A 17,920-nucleotide genomic window follows, 5' to 3' on the forward strand; every position below is an offset into this window, starting at 1 on the left:
CGCAACACCGCGCATCATACGCTTGCGAAGATCAGGGGAAATCAAATTTGCCATGGTAGCTACCTCCTCGAACTGTGAATCACAGTTCGAGGAGGCTGGGAATCAATTTGATTCACTCATGCTGTACGTTGCTCTAGCCCGTGGTACGGGTGATGTCGCAGCCGTCTGGCCCGTCAATGCGATCCTGCTTATTGTCGTGCTGAGGTGGCCAAAGGCCAAATGGCCAGCCCTGTTTGCGTGCCTGTTCATCGGCTATATCCTGGCCAATGTCGTTATCGGCGACCCGTGGGTGCGCAGTCTGATCCTAACGATGGCAAACAGCCTTGAAGTTCTCATCGTCGCGCTGATACTGAGCCGGAATTCCGCGCCGAATATCACCCGCAAATCGGGCATTTTGAGATTGTTCGCGGCATCCCTGATCGCGTGCAGCACTTCGACGCCGATAGCGCTTGCGGGTCTCGCGCTGACCGGAGCGGCCCTGCCTTTGCAGGATTCAGCTCTCTGGTTCTTTGGCGACATCCTGGGCCTGCTCCTCTTCGCGCCGTTGCTTTGGGCGCTTTTGACGAAACGCAAAACCGGGAACGACATTGGCTGGATGTCTGCGTTCGAGGGGTTGCTGGTTGTCGTCGTCACAATTGGTGTGTTTGTGCAGCCGAACTATCCGCTCCTCTTTCTCGTTCCGCCGGTGCTTGTGCCTCTGACTTTCCGCCACGGCGTTCGCGGGGCGGCTGTTGCGCTGCTGATCGTAACGGTGATCTCGATTGGGTTCACCTATGCTGACATGGGTCCGACCATGCTGGCAGAGGACGGGATCGTCCATCATATGCTTGTCCTACAGGCTTTTCTCGCAGCGAATTCCTACATGGCGCTGTCACTTGGTGCGTCCGTGAGCGAACGTCATCGCCTAAACCAGCGCCTGCGCGAGTCCAGACGCCGCATCGCCGAGCGATCGACGCGCGAAAAGGTTCTCCTCAGCCAGGCCGAAATGGCCAATGAAATCTCGCAGGTCGGGCACTGGACCCTGAATTCCGAGAAGAGTGAAGTCTACTGGTCGCCGGAAGTCTATCGTATTCACGGCGTGACACCCGAGACGTTCGATCCGATGCTCGATGGTGCGCTTGATTTTTATATCGAGGGTGACCGCGAACGCGTTGCGGGTCTGATTGATCAGCATATGAAGAGCGGTCAGGACTGGAATTTCGAGGCAACGATTCAGCGGCGCTCTGACGGCGAAAAACGCCGCGTAAGATCGATAGCCAAATGCCACGTCGGCCCCTCCGGATCGGTCGAACACATATTCGGCGTTTTCAAGGATATAACGCAGGAGCACGAACTTTATGCCGCCCTGTCTGTGAAGGAAGAACAATATCGTCTTCTGGCGGAACACTCGACTGATATCGTCCTCAAGTTCGGCCTCGACGGTGTGATCAGCTATGCTTCGCCTTCGGCGTCCATCGTTGCCTCGCCAGAGGAGTCCATCGGCAAGCGGACGGACGACTTCGTTTTTCCGGAGGATCGCGCGATCGCAATGTCGATTGCGCAGGAACTGTTCACGGGCAAGGAAATTGACGTCAATGCACAACGCGAATTCCGGATCCGCCTTGCTGACGGATCCATTGTTTGGCTTGAGGGCAAGTCTCAGGTCATCCGCGATGCTGACGGCAACCCGGTTGAGGCTGTATCGACCTATCGTGATGTCAGCGAACGTCATGAACGCGAAAAAGCGCTGGCCGCAGCGCGGCTTGAGGCCGAGTCTGCCGTCATCGCCCGCACGGAATTCCTGTCCAATATGAGCCATGAGATTCGCACGCCGCTGAATGGTGTCATGGGCTTCACCGATATTCTCAAGACGACGGCGCTGACGGATGACCAACTGACCTACGTCCAGCGCATTTCGTCTGCGAGCCGGACATTGCTCGAAATTGTCAACGACATTCTGGATTTTTCCAAGATCGATGCCGGACGGATGGACGTTGAAAAGCGACCCTTCGACATTCGCGAGGTGATTGAGGATGTCGTTAGCCTGGTCGCGGCGGCGCGACCGAACCCGAACGTCAAGATTACGTGCCAGGTTGCGCCCGAGATTGCTGCGGCGGTCGTGGGGGATGAAACCCGGTTGCGCCAGATACTCACGAATATCGTCGGCAATGCGGCCAAGTTTACGGAGGCGGGCCATGTCAGGCTGGACGCGAGACTGACGGACGGACGACTTTGCATGATCGTGGCTGATACCGGGCCGGGCATTCCTGCCGACAAGATGGACCACATATTTACCGGTTTCTCCCAGGCCAACGCCTCGATCACCCGGCGCTTCGGGGGCTCTGGCCTGGGCCTGTCGATCAGCCGGTCTCTGGCCTTGCTGCTGGACGGCAACCTGGAGATTGTCAGCGAAGAAGGGGTGGGGACGAATGCGATCCTGACCGTGCCTTATATCCCGGATAGGCGTACCGGCCGTGTCGAAGCGCCCGATATGGTCAAAGATCGCCGGGCACCGACGGCGGCGCGCATCATGGTCGTCGACGATATCGAGATGAACCGGGCCCTGATCGCTATCGGGCTGCGTTCGGCCGGGCACGAGGTGACGACCTTTGCCTCGGCGCCCGACGCGATCCTCTCGCTGCTTGAAGGCATCCCCTATGACATCATCCTGATGGATGTGCAGATGCCTGAAATGGATGGCTTGACCGCGACCCGCCGTATCCGGAAAATGCATGGGCCTGCAGGCCGCCTTCCGATTGTTGCGCTGACGGCGAATGCGCTGGCCACCCAGGCGTACGAATGTCTTGCGGCGGGCATAGACGCACATTTCTCCAAGCCCATCGATATGGTGCGCCTGAACAACCTGATCGAGCGCCTGCTGCGCAAGAAGGGTGGAGAGGTGGTCGAGCGGACGAGCGAAGCGGATGCCATGATCGCCGATCTGAAGGAAGACTGTCGCCGCGATATCCTGGAGCTGCCCGGCAAGCTGGGCGCATTGCTGCGGATCAGTGCGCCGGACACCCGGGCGCAAGCGGTTGCGTCGCTCGCCCATTCTGTGGCCGGAACATCCGGAAGCCTGGGCTTCAAGGATGTGTCGGACGCGGCCTTCAGGCTGGAGGCCGTTGCCAAGAAAATCCTGTCCGGTACGCCGGTTCCGGACTCGCTGGAGGGCGCGGTGGACAGCTTTGTCAGCGTCGTCGAGGATGCGGCCTGAGGCTAGCGCCTGCATCCGGAAACACCTTCCGGTGCCCGGCAAACCTTTCTGACAAGCCTGTCGGAGTCAGCTTGAATTATCCCACTTTTCCAGCGCGGCGGAGAGCAGCCCTGGCAGGGCCGTGGCGACGGCGCCAAGCTCGGGCCGGAGGCGATAGGCCGATGCCATGGGCAGGGCGACGGGCTTCGGATCGCCGCGTTTACGCTGGCGGGCGAGACTGCGCGCGAGGCGTTTGGCGTGAACTTCCGGCGCTTCCAGCACCTTGTAGAGGGCACTGACACGCGCAAGGAAGGGCGCGGCGGGCACAGGCCCGAATGCCCAGACGCTGCCTGGAAACAGCACAGGTGCGTCCGGATCGACGGCAGGCTGCACCCTTCCGGACAGGGCGAAGCGGTGCGGGGGCAGCACGGGTTGGCAGTGGGGATGGCAGGGTGAGCGCCAGCGTCATCAGGGTCAGCAACCGCCGCACGATCATCTCGAGCTGTTTCAGCCGCGCCATCGCCTTCTGCTTCAGGCTGCGTTTCAGCGTCAGCGTCAGCGGCTTCAGGTGGATACTGGTCAGCCCGATAATATTTGTCAGCGCGAGACTGGCTTCTCGGAGGCCATGAGAGATGAGATCGCTGTTGACGGTCATGAGGGCAGTATAGCGCGGGCGGGATATGGGTTGGACAAGGGTGTGGGAGAGACGCGGGGCCGACGAGTGAATATCGCGCAGCGCGGGCCGACCCTGCGCTTGCCAAAATTTCATCATCTTTGTCGGAACCCGGCGGCGAGTATCCCGCTTATTGGGCATCGTTCCAATCAACGGAGACCCCACCTGACCAACCAAACCTTCCATACAGAAATCGACGCCCTCAACGACGTCACCAAGGTCTTCATCGACAGCAAGAAAGGCTATGAAAAGTGCTGCGAGCTGGCCGATGACGGCTATGCCCTGCGGGCGCAATTCCTGAAGCGGGCGAATGAGCGTGCCGATCTTGTCAGCCGCTTCCATCATCATGTCCGCAGCCTTGGCGGCGAACCTTAGACGGATGGTGGCACGCTCGGCACGCCGCACCGCAGGTTCACGCAATTCGTGTCGCTGTTCAGCGACGATGAGAAAGCTGCGCTTGAAGCCGTCGATGATGGCGAGGAACACCTGGCCAAGGCAATCGAGGGCCGGATGGAGAAAAGCGAGGTGCAGGGACAGTCCCGAGCACTGCTGCAGGACGCCCTTCGCCGACCGGCTGACCTGAGACAGGGCCTGATAAAGAAAAAGCCGGCTCCTTCAGGGAGCCGGCTTTTGTGTGTTTTGTATGCGTGTCCGGTCGCCCGGCTTAAATCTGGCCCGTCACTTCCAGAACATCTTCGACGGTGCGCAGGCCGGGTTTCGGGCTGGTGACAAGGACGGCCATATTGCCGGGCAGGTGCTTGTTATCGAGCATCTTGTCATGGGCCGCCGGAATCTGGTCCCAGGGGAAGACTTCCGACATGCCGGGATCGATACGGCGGTTGATGACGAGGTCATTGGCAGCGCTGGCCTGTTTGAGGTGGGCGAAGTGGCTGCCCTGCACGCGCTTCTGGCGCATCCACAGGAAGCGGGCGTCCATGGTGAGGTTGAAGCCGGTCGTGCCGGCGCAGATGACGACCATGCCGCCGCGCTTCACCACGAAGACCGAAACGGGGAAAGTTGACTCGCCCGGATGTTCGAACACGATGTCGACATCCTTCTTGCCCGTATGTTCCCAGATGGCTTTGCCGAACTTGCGGGATTCTTTCATATAGTCGTTGAATTCCGGGCCATTGACCGTGGGCAGCTGGCCCCAGCAATTGAAGTCATTGCGGTTGAGCACGGCCTTGGCGCCGAGGCCGAGGACGTGATCCTTCTTGTCGTCGGAACTGACAACGCCGATGGCATTGGCGCCGGTGACGGCGCAGAGCTGGACCCCGAAACTGCCAAGGCCGCCGGACGCGCCCCAGACGAGCACGTTGTCGGCCGGCTTCACGATGTGGGGACGATGGCCGAACAGCATGCGATAGGCGGTCGCCAGCGTCAGCATGTAGCAGGCGCTCTCTTCCCAGGTAAGGTGTTTCGGGCGCGGCATGCACTGGCGGGCCTGCACGCGGCAGAACTGGGCGAAGGAGCCGTCAGGTGTCTCGTAGCCCCAGATGCGCTGGGACGGCGAGAACATCGGGTCGCCGCCATTACACTCTTCGTCGTCGCCATCATCCTGGTTGCAGTGGATGACGACTTCGTCGCCGGGCTTTACGCGCTTCACCTTGCGGCCAACGGCCCAGACGATGCCGGCGGCATCACTGCCGGCAATGTGATAGTCCTGCTTGTGGATGTCGAACGGCGAGACCGGCTCGCCGAGACCGGCCCAGATACCGTTATAGTTGACGCCTGCAGCCATCACGAGGACGAGCACTTCGTCGGAGTCGATGTCTGGCACGGGGACCTGCTCGAGCTGCATTGCAGTCGACGGGCGACCGTGGCGCTCGCGGCGGATGGCCCACGCGTGCATGAATTTCGGCACGTGGAATTCCGGTGGAATCTCGCCCAGTGCGTAAATGTCTTTCTGTTCTCTGCCCATAATTGAAATTCCAATCCTCCAAAATCACTTCAGGCAGCAGCATGCGCACGTTTATTGCGTGTCTTCACAAAGCCCCCGGGTCGCGGCACCTTGGCTTCACGCCCGCCCGGATGCAAGGCATTTGTTGCGGCGCACAATAACGCAACCGGATCGGCGTGACAAAAATGACAATATGCACCACGGCCTACCTCAACGGCGCCTTCTGTCCTGCAGCAGACGGTCGGATATCGCCGTTTGACCGGGGCTTCCTGTTTGCCCATGCCGCGTATGAGGTGACCGCCGTATATGGCGGGCAACTCGTGGATTTTGGGGGTCATATGTCGCGCCTCAGCCGCACGCTGGCCGGAATTGGCATTCCGAACCCCTTGCCGGGAGAGGGCTGGGGCAAGGTTCACCGCGACCTGATCGACTATAATGGCCTCACTGAAGGCCTGATCTATTTGCAGGTCACAGCCGGGGCCTATGGCCTGCGCGACTTTGCCGGGCCCGAGGAATTCGAGCCGACCGTGTTCCTTTATGCCGACTCCCGTCCGCTGATCGGCGCCGCGGCGCGCGACGGGATCAGGGCAGTCTTCCTGGACGATACGCGCTGGAAACGGCGCGACATGAAGACGACGCAGCTGCTGTCGCAGGCGCTGGCCTACCGCACGGCGCGCGAGGCGGGAGCGGAGACGGCCTTCCTGGTGGAAGACGGACGTGTGACCGAGGCGGCCTCGGCCAATGCCTGGATTGTTGATGGGGAGGGGCAGCTGGTGACGCGGGACCTGTCGCCGTCCATCCTGCCGGGGATCACGCGGGCGGGTGTCCTCGACCTGCTGGAAGGCTCAGGCCTTCACCTTGTCGAACGCGGCTTCACGCCGGAGGAGGCGCTGGGCGCGAAGGAGGCGTTCACGACGTCTGCGGGCGCGATGATCGCGCCGGTGATCGCGATAGATGGACAGGTGATTGGCAGCGGCAAGCCGGGGCCGGTGACGCGTCAGGTCCAGCGACTGTATTATCAGGCGATGGGCGCTGACGTGGCGACGGTGGCGCCGTGGACGATGGGCTGACGCGCAGGACGGCGGGCGGCCATTACGGCGCGGGCCTTGAGGGTGAGGATCGTGCCGGCGAGTACGATGGTGACGAGGTTTGCCAGAACGACCGGGACGCTGGCAATCATGATGCCATAGGCGAGCCAGGCGGCGATGCCAGCGGTGAACAGGACGTACATGACGAGGGAGATACCGCCGGTGTCGCGCGTCCGCAAGATCTGGACGGCCTGGGGCACGAACGAGACCGTGGTCAGGATGGCGGCTAAAAAGCCAATAAATTCAGTCATTTGGGGTGCGCTCCGCCGGCATTCTGGCCGCATGTACATCAAGTCCGTTTCAGCGGCGAGGGGAAGAATCAGGCCCGGATTCGGGATTGTAGAATTCGCCTTCGATGATCTCGCCATCTGCCGAGCCTGCGCTCGGATTGGCCTCGCGGAACGTTGCGTTCAGGGTCGACAGCGCGCTGCTGACCTCGGTTGTGGCGAGGCGGGCGCTGATCGCGTTGGCGGCGAGGGCAAAACCGGTGATGCCGATGAAGATCGCCGCATCTTCAAGGCCAAGGCCGCGCGCCAGGGATGTGTCGCGGAACAAAGCGAGGAAGCCCAGGAGGACAATGAACAGGCCGGCAAGGCCGCCAAGGCGTAAGGCAAATCCGGGCAACAGGCCCGCAAGCGATACAGGCGCAGGCGATCCGGTGAGCCGGGCGAGGCGAAAACGTTCAACCAGGCTGACGCCGACCATGGCAGCGGCCAGCAAGATGATCATCAGGGCGCTGCGCTGCATCAGGGCCACAAGGGCCACGCCGAACGGGAAGGCGAGCAGGGTGGCGAGGCGCAGGCCGAGCGCTGTCTGGAGGGGGGAGGAAGGCTGGGTCAGGGCGGCAGTATCCGGTGGGGGCAGGGGTGTGTAGGGTCGTTTTCGATGTGGCCATGAAGACACGCCAGCACAAGGGCGTGGTCTGACGCTTGCGCTGGCGAACGCCACACGGCATGTTGCGCCGCAACAATACAATTGGGGAGCCCCGGCATGGCCGACACACAAAAACCGTTCCAACACGCGCCTGACCGGCCGTGGATTTTCCGCACCTATGCGGGCCATTCGACGGCGCAGAAATCGAACGAGCTGTATCGGGGCAATCTGGCCAAGGGCCAGACCGGCCTGTCCATCGCCTTCGACCTGCCGACGCAGACCGCCTATGACGCCGACCATATCCTGGCGCGCGGCGAAGTCGGCAAGGTTGGTGTGCCGGTCAAGCATATGGGCGACATGGCGAAACTGTTCGACCAGCTGCCGCTGGAAGAGATGAACACGTCGATGACGATCAATGCGCCGGCGGCCTGGATGCTGGCCATGTATGTTGCGCTGGCCGACGAGCGCGGCGACGACCGGCACAAGCTGCGCGGCACGACCCAGAACGATATCGTCAAGGAATACCTGTCGCGCGGCACCTATGTGTTCCCGCCCGAGCCTTCGATGCGGCTGATCTCGGACATGGTATGCTGGTGCTATACAGAAGTTCCAAAATGGAACCCCATGAATGTCTGCTCCTATCACCTGCAGGAAGCGGGCGCGACGCCGGAACAGGAGCTGGCCTATGCGCTGGCCACCGCGATCGCCGTGCTGGATCGCGTGAAAGCGGGCGGGCAAGTTCCGGAATCAGACTTTGAAACCGTGTTCGGGCGGATTTCCTTTTTCGTGAATGCGGGTGTACGTTTCGTTACAGAACTTTGTAAGATGCGGGCCTTCGTCGACCTGTGGGAAGAGATCGGCCGCGAGCGTTATGGCGTGAATGACCCGAAGGCGCTGCTGTTCCGCTATGGCGTGCAGGTCAACTCGCTGGGCCTGACCGAGCCCCAGCCGGAAAACAATGTCTACCGCATCCTGATCGAGGCGCTGGCCGTGACCCTGTCGAAGCGGGCCCGCTGCCGCGCGCTGCAATTGCCGGCCTGGAACGAGGCGATGGGCCTGCCGCGCCCGTGGGACCAGCAATGGAGCCTGCGCCTGCAGCAGATCCTGGCCTACGAAACCGATCTGCTCGAATTCGAAGACATATTCGACGGCAGCCATGTGATCGACGGTAAGACCGAGGAATTGAAGGACAAGGCCCGCGCGACGCTGGCCGAGATCGACGCTCTGGGCGGTGCGACGAATGCCATTGGCCATATGAAGGAAAGCCTTGTCGGCGCGCATATCGATCGCATCAAGGCGATCGAGAACGGCTCGATGAGCGTTATCGGCGTCAACAAGTACACCTCGACCGAGGCAAGCCCACTGGGCACGGGCGACGGTGCCATCATGACGGTCGATCCGGCTGAAGAAGCCGCGCAAGTGCGCGAGCTGAAAGCGTGGCGGGCCAAGCGCGACAATGCGGCTGTCGAAGCGGCACTGGCGGACCTGAAGGCGGCGGCGGCAAGTGATGTGAACATCATGGAGCCCTCGATTTCCTGCGCCAAGGCGGGCGTGACGACCGGTGAATGGGGCACGGCGATGCGCGAAGTGTTCGGCGAATTCCGTGCACCGACGGGCGTGGCTATGGTTATCAGCGGCGATCCCGATGAAGAGATCGCGGCCGTGAAAGCCGATGTCGACCGCGTGTCGGAAGCGCTGGGCCGGCGCCTGACCTATGTGCTGGGAAAGCCGGGCCTTGATGGCCACTCGAACGGCGCCGAGCAGATCGCGGCGCGCGGACGGGAAGTGGGCATGGATGTCGTCTATGCAGGCATTCGCTTCACGCCAGCCGAGATTGCGGCGCAGGCGAAGGAGGCCAATGCGCATGTCGTCGGCCTGTCGATCCTGTCCGGCAGCCACCTGGATCTCGTGCGCGAGACGATTGCAGAGATGCGCAAGGTGGGACTGGAAAATGTGCCGCTGGTGGTGGGCGGCATCATCCCGCCGGAGGACGCGCGCGCCCTCGGCCAGATGGGCGTGACCCGCATCTACACGCCAAAGGACTTCAAGATTACCGGCATCATGGGCGACGTGGTGAAAGTGGTCGAAAAGGCGTGGCTGGCGACGGCCTAGGCTTACAGCTTTCTTCTTCTTGCGACGCAGCAACAAGGCGTCTAAGGGCGGCAATCACTTACAATTCAGCCTGACCGGAGCCGGCATGGGACAGTTTGAACTCGGTTGGGAGGAGTGGCTGGCGCTGCCGGACCTAGGCTTGCCTGCGATCAAGGCCAAGGTGGATACCGGCGCCAAGACATCGGCGCTGCATGCCAGCGTGATCGAGCCGTTCGGGCCGAACACAAAGCCGCAAGTGCGCTTCCTGATCCAGCCGGACCCGGCGGACCCGAACCTGGAGATCACCTGCTCGGCGCGGGTGATCGACCGGCGTGAAGTGACCAGTTCGAATGGCGACACCGAGCTACGCTATGTGATCGAGACCGAGGCCGAGATGGGCGGGCGGCGCTGGCCGATCCAGTTGACGCTGACCAACCGCGAGAATATGACCTATCGCATGCTGTTCGGTCGTGGCGCGATCCAGCCGGACATGATCGTCAATCCGAATGCCTCGTTCAGCCAGCCCTTGCTGGATTATGCCGGCTATGCCGGATTGCCCAAGCGCACGCCGGTCAAGCGTCCCTTGCGGATTGCGCTGTTGACCCGCGAGCCGGATAATTATTCCTCGAAGCGCCTGGTGGAGGCCGCCGAGGCGCGCGGGCATGTGATGGAGATGATCGATACAGCGCGCTGCTACATGCAGATCGGCACGCTGGATCCGGAAGTGCATTATGACGGCAAGGCGCTGGCGCGGTTCGACGCGGTGATCCCGCGCATCGGTGCGTCGATCACGGACTATGGCATGGCGGTGCTGCGCCAGTTCACCAATACCGGCGCGTTCTGCCTGAACGGGGCAGGGGCCATCGGACGGTCACGTGACAAGCTGCTGGCTCACCAGTTGCTGGCCCGCGCCAAGATCGGCATGCCGATCACGGCGTTTGCGCACAGCCCGAAGGATACAAAAGACCTGATCTCTCTGGCCGGCGGCGCGCCGGTGGTCGTGAAACTGCTCTCCTCGACGCAGGGCAAGGGCGTGGTGCTGGCCGAGACGCGCAAGGCCGCCGAGAGCCTGGTCGATGCGTTCCGGGGTCTGGACGCGAACTTCCTGGTGCAGGAATTCGTCAACGAGGCCGCCGGTGCCGACACGCGGTGTTTCGTCATCGGCAACAAGGTGGTCGGCGGCATGAAGCGGCAGGCGGCCAAGGGCGAGTTCCGGTCGAACCTGCACCGGGGCGGGACGGCGAGCGCGGTGAAGCTGACACGCGCCGAGCGCGACGTCGCGCGCGACGCGGCCAGGGTGCTGGGCCTGCGCGTGGCCGGGGTGGACCTGCTGCAGACCGCCGACGGACCGAAAGTGCTGGAGGTCAATTCTTCACCCGGCCTTCAGGGCATCGAAGGCGCGACCGGCAAGGACATTGCCGGCATGATCATCGAGCATCTTGAGCGCCAGGTGCGCCCGCTTGCCAAGGTGCGTGAGACGGGCGCGAAGCCGCGCCGCCGGATCATCGCGAGCTGAACAGCTTGCCCTGTTCGGTGATCAGGATGATCCCGAGGGATACCAGGCCGAGGCAGACGAAGCCCAGCGTCAGCGGAACCGTGGAACCATTATACTGGCTGGAGATGGCCATGCCGATGAGGCTGGCGACGGTCGTCGTGGCGAAGCCATAGGCGGCTGAGGCCGTGCCGGCGATCTTGCCGAGGGGTTCCATGGCAAGTGCGCTGAAGTTCGATCCCATCAGTCCGAAACATCCAAAGCAGAGCGCAAACAAGGGAAAGAAGATGTAGAGGTGGTCGCCGACGAAATGGGTGACCAGTGCGAGGATCGCTGCGACGATGGTGAAGACGAACAGGGCCGTCTGGCTGATCCGGCGCATGCCGACCTTCTCGACGATGCGCGAGTTCAGGAAGTTGGCGCAGGCTAGCGTGCCTGCGATTCCGGCGAACCAGAACGCGAAGGTTTCCTTCTGGCCGAAGACTTCGCGGAAGACCTGTTCGGACGAGGCAATGAATGAGAACAGTGCGCCGAAGATGACGCCGGAGGCGCACATGTATCCGAACGTGACGCGCGACTTGACGATTTGGCCATAGGCACCGACGGCAGCACTGAGATTGAGCGGCTGCCGAGCGTCTTCCGGCAGCGTCTCGGGCAGGCGGTACCATGTCCAAACGAGCATGATGATGCCGAAGACGGCGAGGACCACGAAGATGGCTTCCCACGGCGCAACGAGCAGGACGATCTGGCCGATGCCCGGCGCGAGGATCGGCACGACCATGAATATCGTCATCACCAGCGACATGAAGCGCGCCATCTGGCGGCCGGCAAACAGGTCTCGCACGACCGATACGGCGACGAGCCGTCCGCCGGAGGCAAACACGCCTTGCAGGAACCGCATGATCAGAAGGGCCATGAAGTCGCGCATCACGATGCAGGCAAAGGCGGTGATGATATAGCCGACGAGCGCGACGAAGAGGGGACCGCGTCGGCCAAACCGGTCAGAGATGGGGCCCCAGATGATTTGCGGCGCGCCAAAGCCCAGCACGTAGGAGAAGATGATCATCTGCTGGCGGTTGTCGCTTTCCATCCCCGGCGCGGTGAGGCCCACCGCATGGGCAATCTCGTTGAGCGCAGGCAACATGATGTCGATACCGAAGGCGTTTAGCGCCATCAGGCCGGCAATCATCACGACAAGTTCTCTGCGTCCGGGAACCGGGCGTTTGGCACCCGGCAGGATGCCCGAAGGAGGAATGGCGGAGGGTTCGGTGTCGGCCATGGGCCCGCCTTTCCTGTCTGGTACGGTTTGGGGGGAAGCCTTTCTATCTGGGCCAAGCCTTGCCGCTTGCCTAGAGGTGAAGCTTGGAATAATGCACCCAATGCAAAAACGCCGCCCTTGCGAGGCGGCGTTTCAGGTCGACGGGACAGTAGATCAGGATTCGGGGCGCTGAATCTGGCTCCCCAGATTGAAGATCACCTGGTTGGCGTCGAAATAGGCCGGATCATCGGGTTTAGGACCTTTGCCCATGATGATTTCAGCCGAAGCGAGATAGGAGGTGATCTCGCGGTATTCCTGCGGGCCATCCCAGAAGGGATCATAATAGCCGAAGCGAGACGCGTAGAATGAGCGTGGGTAGGCCCAGCGGCGGTAGGGATCGTGGAAGTAGGACGCACGTGGGCCGAAGTAGCGATAATCGAGATAGAAATTGCTGTAGAATGGCGAGTAGCCAGTCGTTGTCGGTACGACCCGGCTGTCAGCATCCGTGGCGCGCTGGACGACGCGGAAATGGTCAAAGCCGTGCTGCTTGGTGAGCTCCGCCGCGCGGTAGAGCATGTAGGTCTCCACCGTCTTGCGGTCTGTCAGGCTGTTGCCGGCGAAATGGACCTGGAAGCGGTTCGCTTCGATCTGTTGTTCCGAGTAGCCGCGATCTGAATCATACGCCGCCTGATAGGGGGTGGCGGTGGTACAGGCGACCAGTATGGCCAAGGCTGCAAACCCGGCGGCGATCTTTGAAATATGCATGTGGCAACCCTCCTGAGGATGTCTGCAAACTAAACGGTATCAGACCGTATCCTACCTGAAACTAGGTTGAATTGCATAGACTCACTACAGTGTTGGGTCAGGATGCCATCACATTTTCGAGATCATTGCGGCAACGAAAAAGGGCGACCCATCGGGCCGCCCTTGATCTTGCCCGTTCCGGTATGACGGATCAGGCGGCCTTGTAGCCGATGACAGCCTTGGTTTCGAGGAATTCCTCAAAACCCAGCTCTCCCCATTCGCGACCGTTGCCGGACTGGCCGTAGCCGCCGAACGGTGCCGAGAAGTCAGGGCTGGCGCCGTTGACCTGGATTTGACCCGCGCGGATCTGACGAGCCACGGCCTGGGCTTCCTTGTCCGGGCCCTGAACATAGCCAGCGAGACCGTAGACAGTGTCATTGGCCATCTCGATGGCGTCATCCAGCGTGTCGTAGGGCAGGATGCAAAGGACAGGACCAAAGATTTCCTCGCGGGCGATGGTCATCTGGTTGGTGACGTTCGCGAAGACGGTCGGGCGGGTGAAGTAACCCTTGTTGAAGCCTTCGGGGCGACCCGTGCCACCGGCGACGAGCGTCGCACCTTCGTCGATACCGACCTGGATCAGGTCCTGGACCTTCTGGAACTGGTTGCCGTTCGAGATCGGGCCAATGGCGCCCGGCGTCGCTTCGCCCGGCATCATGACCTTGACCGATTCTGCCGTGGCCTTGGCAATCGCGATGGCTTCGTCCTGCTGGTCTTTCTGGACGAACATGCGCGACGGAGCGTTACAGGACTGGCCTGTATTGGTCATCATCTGCATTACGCCGCCTGCGACGGCCTTTTTCAGGTCAGCGGTTGGCAGGACGATGTTCGGCGACTTGCCACCGAGTTCCTGGGCCACACGCTTGACGGTCGGCGCGGCGGCTTGTGCGACGAGCACGCCGGCGCGGGTCGAGCCGGTGAAGCTCATCATGTCGACATCAGGGTGCGCCGAGAGGACGGCACCGACATTCGGGCCGTCGCCGTTGACGAGGTTGAAAACGCCCTTCGGCACGCCGGCTTCATGCAGGATTTCGGTGAAGATCAGTGCGTCGAGCGGCGCGATCTCGGAAGGCTTGAGGACCATGGTGCAACCCGCTGCGAGGGCCGGGGCGACCTTGCAGGCGATCTGGTTGAGAGGCCAGTTCCACGGCGTGATGAAGCCGCAGACACCGATGGCTTCCTTGCGCAGCAGGGTCGTGCCTTTCAGCTCTTCCCATTCATAGCCGCGCAGGATGGCAGCCATGGTGGCGAAATGGCCCATGCCGGCAGGTACCTGCGCAGCGTTGGCGAGCCACATCGGGGCGCCCATTTCGTCGGAGATGGCGCTGGCCAGGTCGGGCAGGCGCTTCTGGATGCCGGCGGTGATCTTGTCGAGCAGGTCAGCGCGGTATTCGACTGAAGTCTGCGAGAATGCAGGGAAGGCGGCCTTGGCAGCGGCAACGGCCTTGTCGACATCAGCCTTCGAGCCGAGCGAGATGCGCGCAAAGGGCTCTTCAGTGGCGGGGTTTTCGACTTCAAGCGTGCGGGGCTCTACCGGATCGACCCACTCACCATTGATGTAGAATTTGAGATAATCTTTCATGGGCCGGAGCCTCCCTTTGATGTCTGTGGTTCTGACCTGACTATAGGTGACGCGCGCGTCACCGGCGAGTCCTGACGCAAAGGAAATCACCCGTGTAACGGGGAATTCATCTGAGGCAGGCGGCGCCTAGCGCTTCATGCCTCCCAGGATGCCGCGCAGGATGTAGCGGGTAAATTCGCGCGTTGCCGTGCGGGCGGCCTGTTTTCCAGCCGCTTCGAGTGGCGTCTGGCGCCGGGACCGGGTGGATTTGGTCCGGGATTTCTTCTTTTCGAGGGCAGCCTTGGTCTTTTCTTCCTTAGCGGCCAGCTTTTCAGCCTGTTCGGCAGCTTCGGCATCTTTTTCTTCCAGTATCTCGTAGGCGGACTCGCGGTCGATGACCTCTTCATACTTGCCGGCAAAGGGGCTGGCCTTCTGAACAATTGCGCGTTCGGCGGGTGTGGCCGGACCGAGACGGGAGGACGGCGGGCGGATCATGGTGCGCTGGACGATCGAAGGCGCGCTCTTGGTGTTGAGCGCGGATACCAGTGCTTCGCCGGTGCCGAGCTGGGTGATGACCTCCTCAGTATCGAAGGCCGGGTTTTCGCGGAACGACTGGGCGGCTGCGCGCACGCCCTTGCGTTCGGCAGGGGTGTAGGCGCGCAAGGCGTGCTGCATCCGGTTGCCGAGCTGGGCCAGTACGTTGTCAGGCAGGTCGCGCGGATTCTGAGTGACGAAGAAGACGCCGACGCCTTTCGAACGGATCAGGCGGACGACCTGTTCGATCTTCTGCATCAGGGCGGGCGGCGCATCGTTGAACAGGAGGTGGGCCTCGTCGAAGAAGAAGACGAGCTTTGGCTTGTCCGGGTCGCCGACTTCCGGGAGGCGTTCGAAGAGTTCCGACAGCAGCCAGAGCAGGAAGGTGGAATAGAGTTTCGGGCTGTTGATCAGCTTAGTCGCGTCGAGCACATTGACATAGCCACGCCCGTCCTGGGTCGTGCGCATCAGGTCTTCGAGTTGCAGCGCCGGCTCGCCGAAGAAATGCTCGGCACCTTCGCGTTCGAGCATCAGGAGGTTGCGCTGCACGGCGCCGAGCGAGGCGGCGGCGACGTTGCCGTATTCCTGGCTGATCTCGTCGCGCACGTCTTTCTGGGACAGGTGGACCAGCAGCTTGCGCAGGTCTTTGAGGTCGAGCAGCAGGAGGCCGTTATCATCGGCATATTCGAACGCGATGTTGAGCACGCCTTCCTGCGCGTTTGTCAGGCCCATCAGGCGTGACAGAAGGAGGGGGCCCATTTCTGAGATCGTGGCGCGGATGGGGTGGCCATTCTCGCCGAAGACATCCCAGAAAATGGTGGGGGCGGCGCCATAGCCGAAGTCCTCGAGGCCGATCAGGCTGGCGCGTGCGACCAGCTTTTCGTGCAGCTTGTGGTCGGCGCTGCCGGGGACACAGATGCCCGAGAGGTCGCCCTTCACGTCGGCGCAAAAGACCGGGACGCCGGCATCGGAGAAGCCCTGCGCCAGGATTTGCAGGGTCACGGTCTTGCCGGTGCCTGTCGCGCCGGCGACGAGGCCGTGACGGTTGGCCACTTTCAGCAGCATTTCCTGAGCGGTGTTCGGCGTGCCGGATCCGTCTGCGTCTGCGCCACCGATAAAAAGTGAATCCGTCATGCTCGCCAAATCTCCCCTGATGCGGCCGGAACGCTAATGATTTAACAGGATTCGGCAAGGTGCCGACTGAGCTTGGCGTGTGCTTTGCAAATGCAGGTGCAAGCACATCTTGACGCAGCGCGAGGCTGCTTCCAACCTGTATTTGCTTCAGGGGGACCTGTATGGACCGCGCAACCAAGACTGGCATCTGGATCATCGCCACCGGCGTGATCGTCGCGTTTCTTTATGTCGGACGCGGTATCCTGGCGACCTTCGCCATGGCCGTGTTCCTGTTCCTCGTGATCGAGGGTTTTGCGACGGTGATCGACAACTGGTCGCATTCGATGCGCCGTGGCGGCGCGCGGGCGATTGCCGTGCTGACCGTGCTCGGTGGCTTTATTGGCTTCATCGCCCTGATGGCGCACGGCATGTCACAGTTCGGGCGCGATGCGGCGGAATACGAGCAAAAGATCAATGCGCTGATCCAGGAGGCCTATGGTCTGGTCAATATGAGCGATGCCCCGACGCTGACCCATCTCCTGTTCAATGCGCAGGGCCAGCGTTTCTTTGCGACGATTGCGAATGCGACGGGCGACCTGTCGGGCGACCTCGTCCTGATTTTCATCTATGTCGCTTTCCTGTTCATCGCCCAGTCCGGCTGGACCCGGAAGCTGGACAATATCTTCCCGGAATTCGAGCAGCGCGGGCAGGTCCGCCAGATCGGTGACGAGGCCCGCCAAAGTATCGAGACCTATCTCTGGACCCAGACCGTGATCTCGGCCCTGATCACGGCGCTGACCTATATTTCCCTGCTGTTGCTCGGCGTGCAGAATGCCCTTTTCCTCGCAGCGCTCATCTTCGTGCTGAACTATATTCCGACTGTCGGGTCGATTGTCGCGGCGCTGGTGCCGCCCCTGTTTGCCCTCGTTCAGCCCGAAGTGCCGGCCTGGATTCCGGGCTCCGCGCCGCAGGACATCTATATTTATGCTGCCATCGTGTTCGGCATTGTCAGTTTCTGGCAATTCTCGATCGGGAATTTCATCCAGCCGCGGATGATGGGCGAATCGCTGAACCTGTCTTCCCTCGTGGTTTTGCTGGCGCTCGCCATATGGGGCGTGCTGTGGGGAATCCCCGGTATGTTCCTGTCGGCGCCGCTGACTGTGTTGATGATGATACTGTTTGCGCAGTCTGACGGCACGCGGTGGATTGCGATCCTCCTGTCGTCGGATGGAAACCCTCAGGGAAAGGGCGCGCAAACGGTTGCAGCTGCAACTGCCAAAGATCGTGGCGAAACGGATTGAAGTGTGGCACCTCGCGCCTTCGCAGAAGTAGAATGTACGGATCGGTGAAGTCTTCATGAT

Annotated in this window: 14 protein-coding genes; 6 read left to right on the forward strand and 8 right to left on the reverse strand. The window is 61.7% G+C overall.

The genetic code is table 11. The annotated features are described in order from the left end of the window. Nucleotides 1-118: 118 nt before the first annotated feature. Nucleotides 119-3,193: an ATP-binding protein gene (locus tag ACESNB_RS13125; protein WP_373008016.1), complete on the forward strand. Its 3,075-nt coding sequence runs from the start codon at nucleotides 119-121 to the stop codon at nucleotides 3,191-3,193. A gap of 66 nt (nucleotides 3,194-3,259) precedes the next feature. Here the strand turns inward: ACESNB_RS13125 and ACESNB_RS13130 are convergent, their stop codons facing one another. Continuing rightward, a complete protein-coding gene (locus ACESNB_RS13130; protein ID WP_373008018.1) occupies nucleotides 3,260-3,601 on the reverse strand; it encodes a hypothetical protein in 342 nt (113 codons plus the stop codon). Between the two features lie 292 nt (nucleotides 3,602-3,893). Here ACESNB_RS13130 and ACESNB_RS13135 point away from each other — a divergent pair, with 292 nt between their 5' ends. Then, nucleotides 3,894-4,220 (forward strand): hypothetical protein, encoded by a 327-nt coding sequence (locus tag ACESNB_RS13135; protein ID WP_373008020.1) that lies wholly within the window; start codon nucleotides 3,894-3,896, stop codon nucleotides 4,218-4,220. A 289-nt stretch (nucleotides 4,221-4,509) separates the two neighbouring features. On the opposite strand, the gene ccrA is transcribed toward ACESNB_RS13135, so the two are convergent. After that, nucleotides 4,510-5,766 (reverse strand): crotonyl-CoA carboxylase/reductase, encoded by a 1,257-nt coding sequence (ccrA, locus tag ACESNB_RS13140; RefSeq protein ID WP_373008022.1) that lies wholly within the window; start codon nucleotides 5,764-5,766, stop codon nucleotides 4,510-4,512. A 164-nt stretch (nucleotides 5,767-5,930) separates the two neighbouring features. Here ccrA and ACESNB_RS13145 point away from each other — a divergent pair, with 164 nt between their 5' ends. Continuing rightward, nucleotides 5,931-6,815: an aminotransferase class IV gene (locus ACESNB_RS13145; RefSeq protein ID WP_373008024.1), complete on the forward strand. Its 885-nt coding sequence runs from the start codon at nucleotides 5,931-5,933 to the stop codon at nucleotides 6,813-6,815. On the opposite strand, the gene ACESNB_RS13150 is transcribed toward ACESNB_RS13145, so the two are convergent. After that, nucleotides 6,764-7,084: a SemiSWEET transporter gene (locus ACESNB_RS13150; RefSeq protein ID WP_373008026.1), complete on the reverse strand. Its 321-nt coding sequence runs from the start codon at nucleotides 7,082-7,084 to the stop codon at nucleotides 6,764-6,766. The genes ACESNB_RS13145 and ACESNB_RS13150 overlap by 52 nt on opposite strands. A gap of 49 nt (nucleotides 7,085-7,133) precedes the next feature. Beyond that, complete coding sequence (locus tag ACESNB_RS13155) at nucleotides 7,134-7,736, reverse strand: hypothetical protein (RefSeq protein ID WP_373008028.1); 603 nt, start codon at nucleotides 7,734-7,736, stop codon at nucleotides 7,134-7,136. An 87-nt stretch (nucleotides 7,737-7,823) separates the two neighbouring features. Between ACESNB_RS13155 and ACESNB_RS13160 the strand changes: the two genes are divergently transcribed. Both ACESNB_RS13160 and rimK read left to right on the forward strand, forming a co-directional pair. Beyond that, entirely contained in the window at nucleotides 7,824-9,818 is a 1,995-nt protein-coding gene (locus ACESNB_RS13160; protein ID WP_373008030.1) for a methylmalonyl-CoA mutase family protein, read from the forward strand. 85 nt (nucleotides 9,819-9,903) lie between these two features. Further along, entirely contained in the window at nucleotides 9,904-11,313 is a 1,410-nt protein-coding gene (gene rimK / locus ACESNB_RS13165; RefSeq protein ID WP_373008032.1) for a 30S ribosomal protein S6--L-glutamate ligase, read from the forward strand. On the opposite strand, the gene ACESNB_RS13170 is transcribed toward rimK, so the two are convergent. From ACESNB_RS13170 to ACESNB_RS13185, 4 genes are all read right to left on the reverse strand, one after another. After that, nucleotides 11,300-12,568 (reverse strand): multidrug effflux MFS transporter, encoded by a 1,269-nt coding sequence (locus tag ACESNB_RS13170; protein WP_373008034.1) that lies wholly within the window; start codon nucleotides 12,566-12,568, stop codon nucleotides 11,300-11,302. The two genes, rimK and ACESNB_RS13170, sit on opposite strands and share 14 nt — an antisense overlap. Nucleotides 12,569-12,721: 153 nt before the next feature. Further along, complete coding sequence (locus ACESNB_RS13175; protein ID WP_373008036.1) at nucleotides 12,722-13,312, reverse strand: hypothetical protein; 591 nt, start codon at nucleotides 13,310-13,312, stop codon at nucleotides 12,722-12,724. Between the two features lie 190 nt (nucleotides 13,313-13,502). Further along, nucleotides 13,503-14,933 (reverse strand): aldehyde dehydrogenase family protein, encoded by a 1,431-nt coding sequence (locus tag ACESNB_RS13180; protein WP_373008038.1) that lies wholly within the window; start codon nucleotides 14,931-14,933, stop codon nucleotides 13,503-13,505. Between the two features lie 126 nt (nucleotides 14,934-15,059). Continuing rightward, nucleotides 15,060-16,580: a helicase HerA-like domain-containing protein gene (locus ACESNB_RS13185; RefSeq protein WP_373008040.1), complete on the reverse strand. Its 1,521-nt coding sequence runs from the start codon at nucleotides 16,578-16,580 to the stop codon at nucleotides 15,060-15,062. A 161-nt stretch (nucleotides 16,581-16,741) separates the two neighbouring features. Here ACESNB_RS13185 and ACESNB_RS13190 point away from each other — a divergent pair, with 161 nt between their 5' ends. Further along, nucleotides 16,742-17,860: an AI-2E family transporter gene (locus ACESNB_RS13190; RefSeq protein WP_373008042.1), complete on the forward strand. Its 1,119-nt coding sequence runs from the start codon at nucleotides 16,742-16,744 to the stop codon at nucleotides 17,858-17,860. Nucleotides 17,861-17,920 lie beyond the last annotated feature (60 nt).

This window comes from Hyphomonas sp. (assembly GCF_041689225.1).
GTDB lineage: Bacteria > Pseudomonadota > Alphaproteobacteria > Caulobacterales > Hyphomonadaceae > Hyphomonas.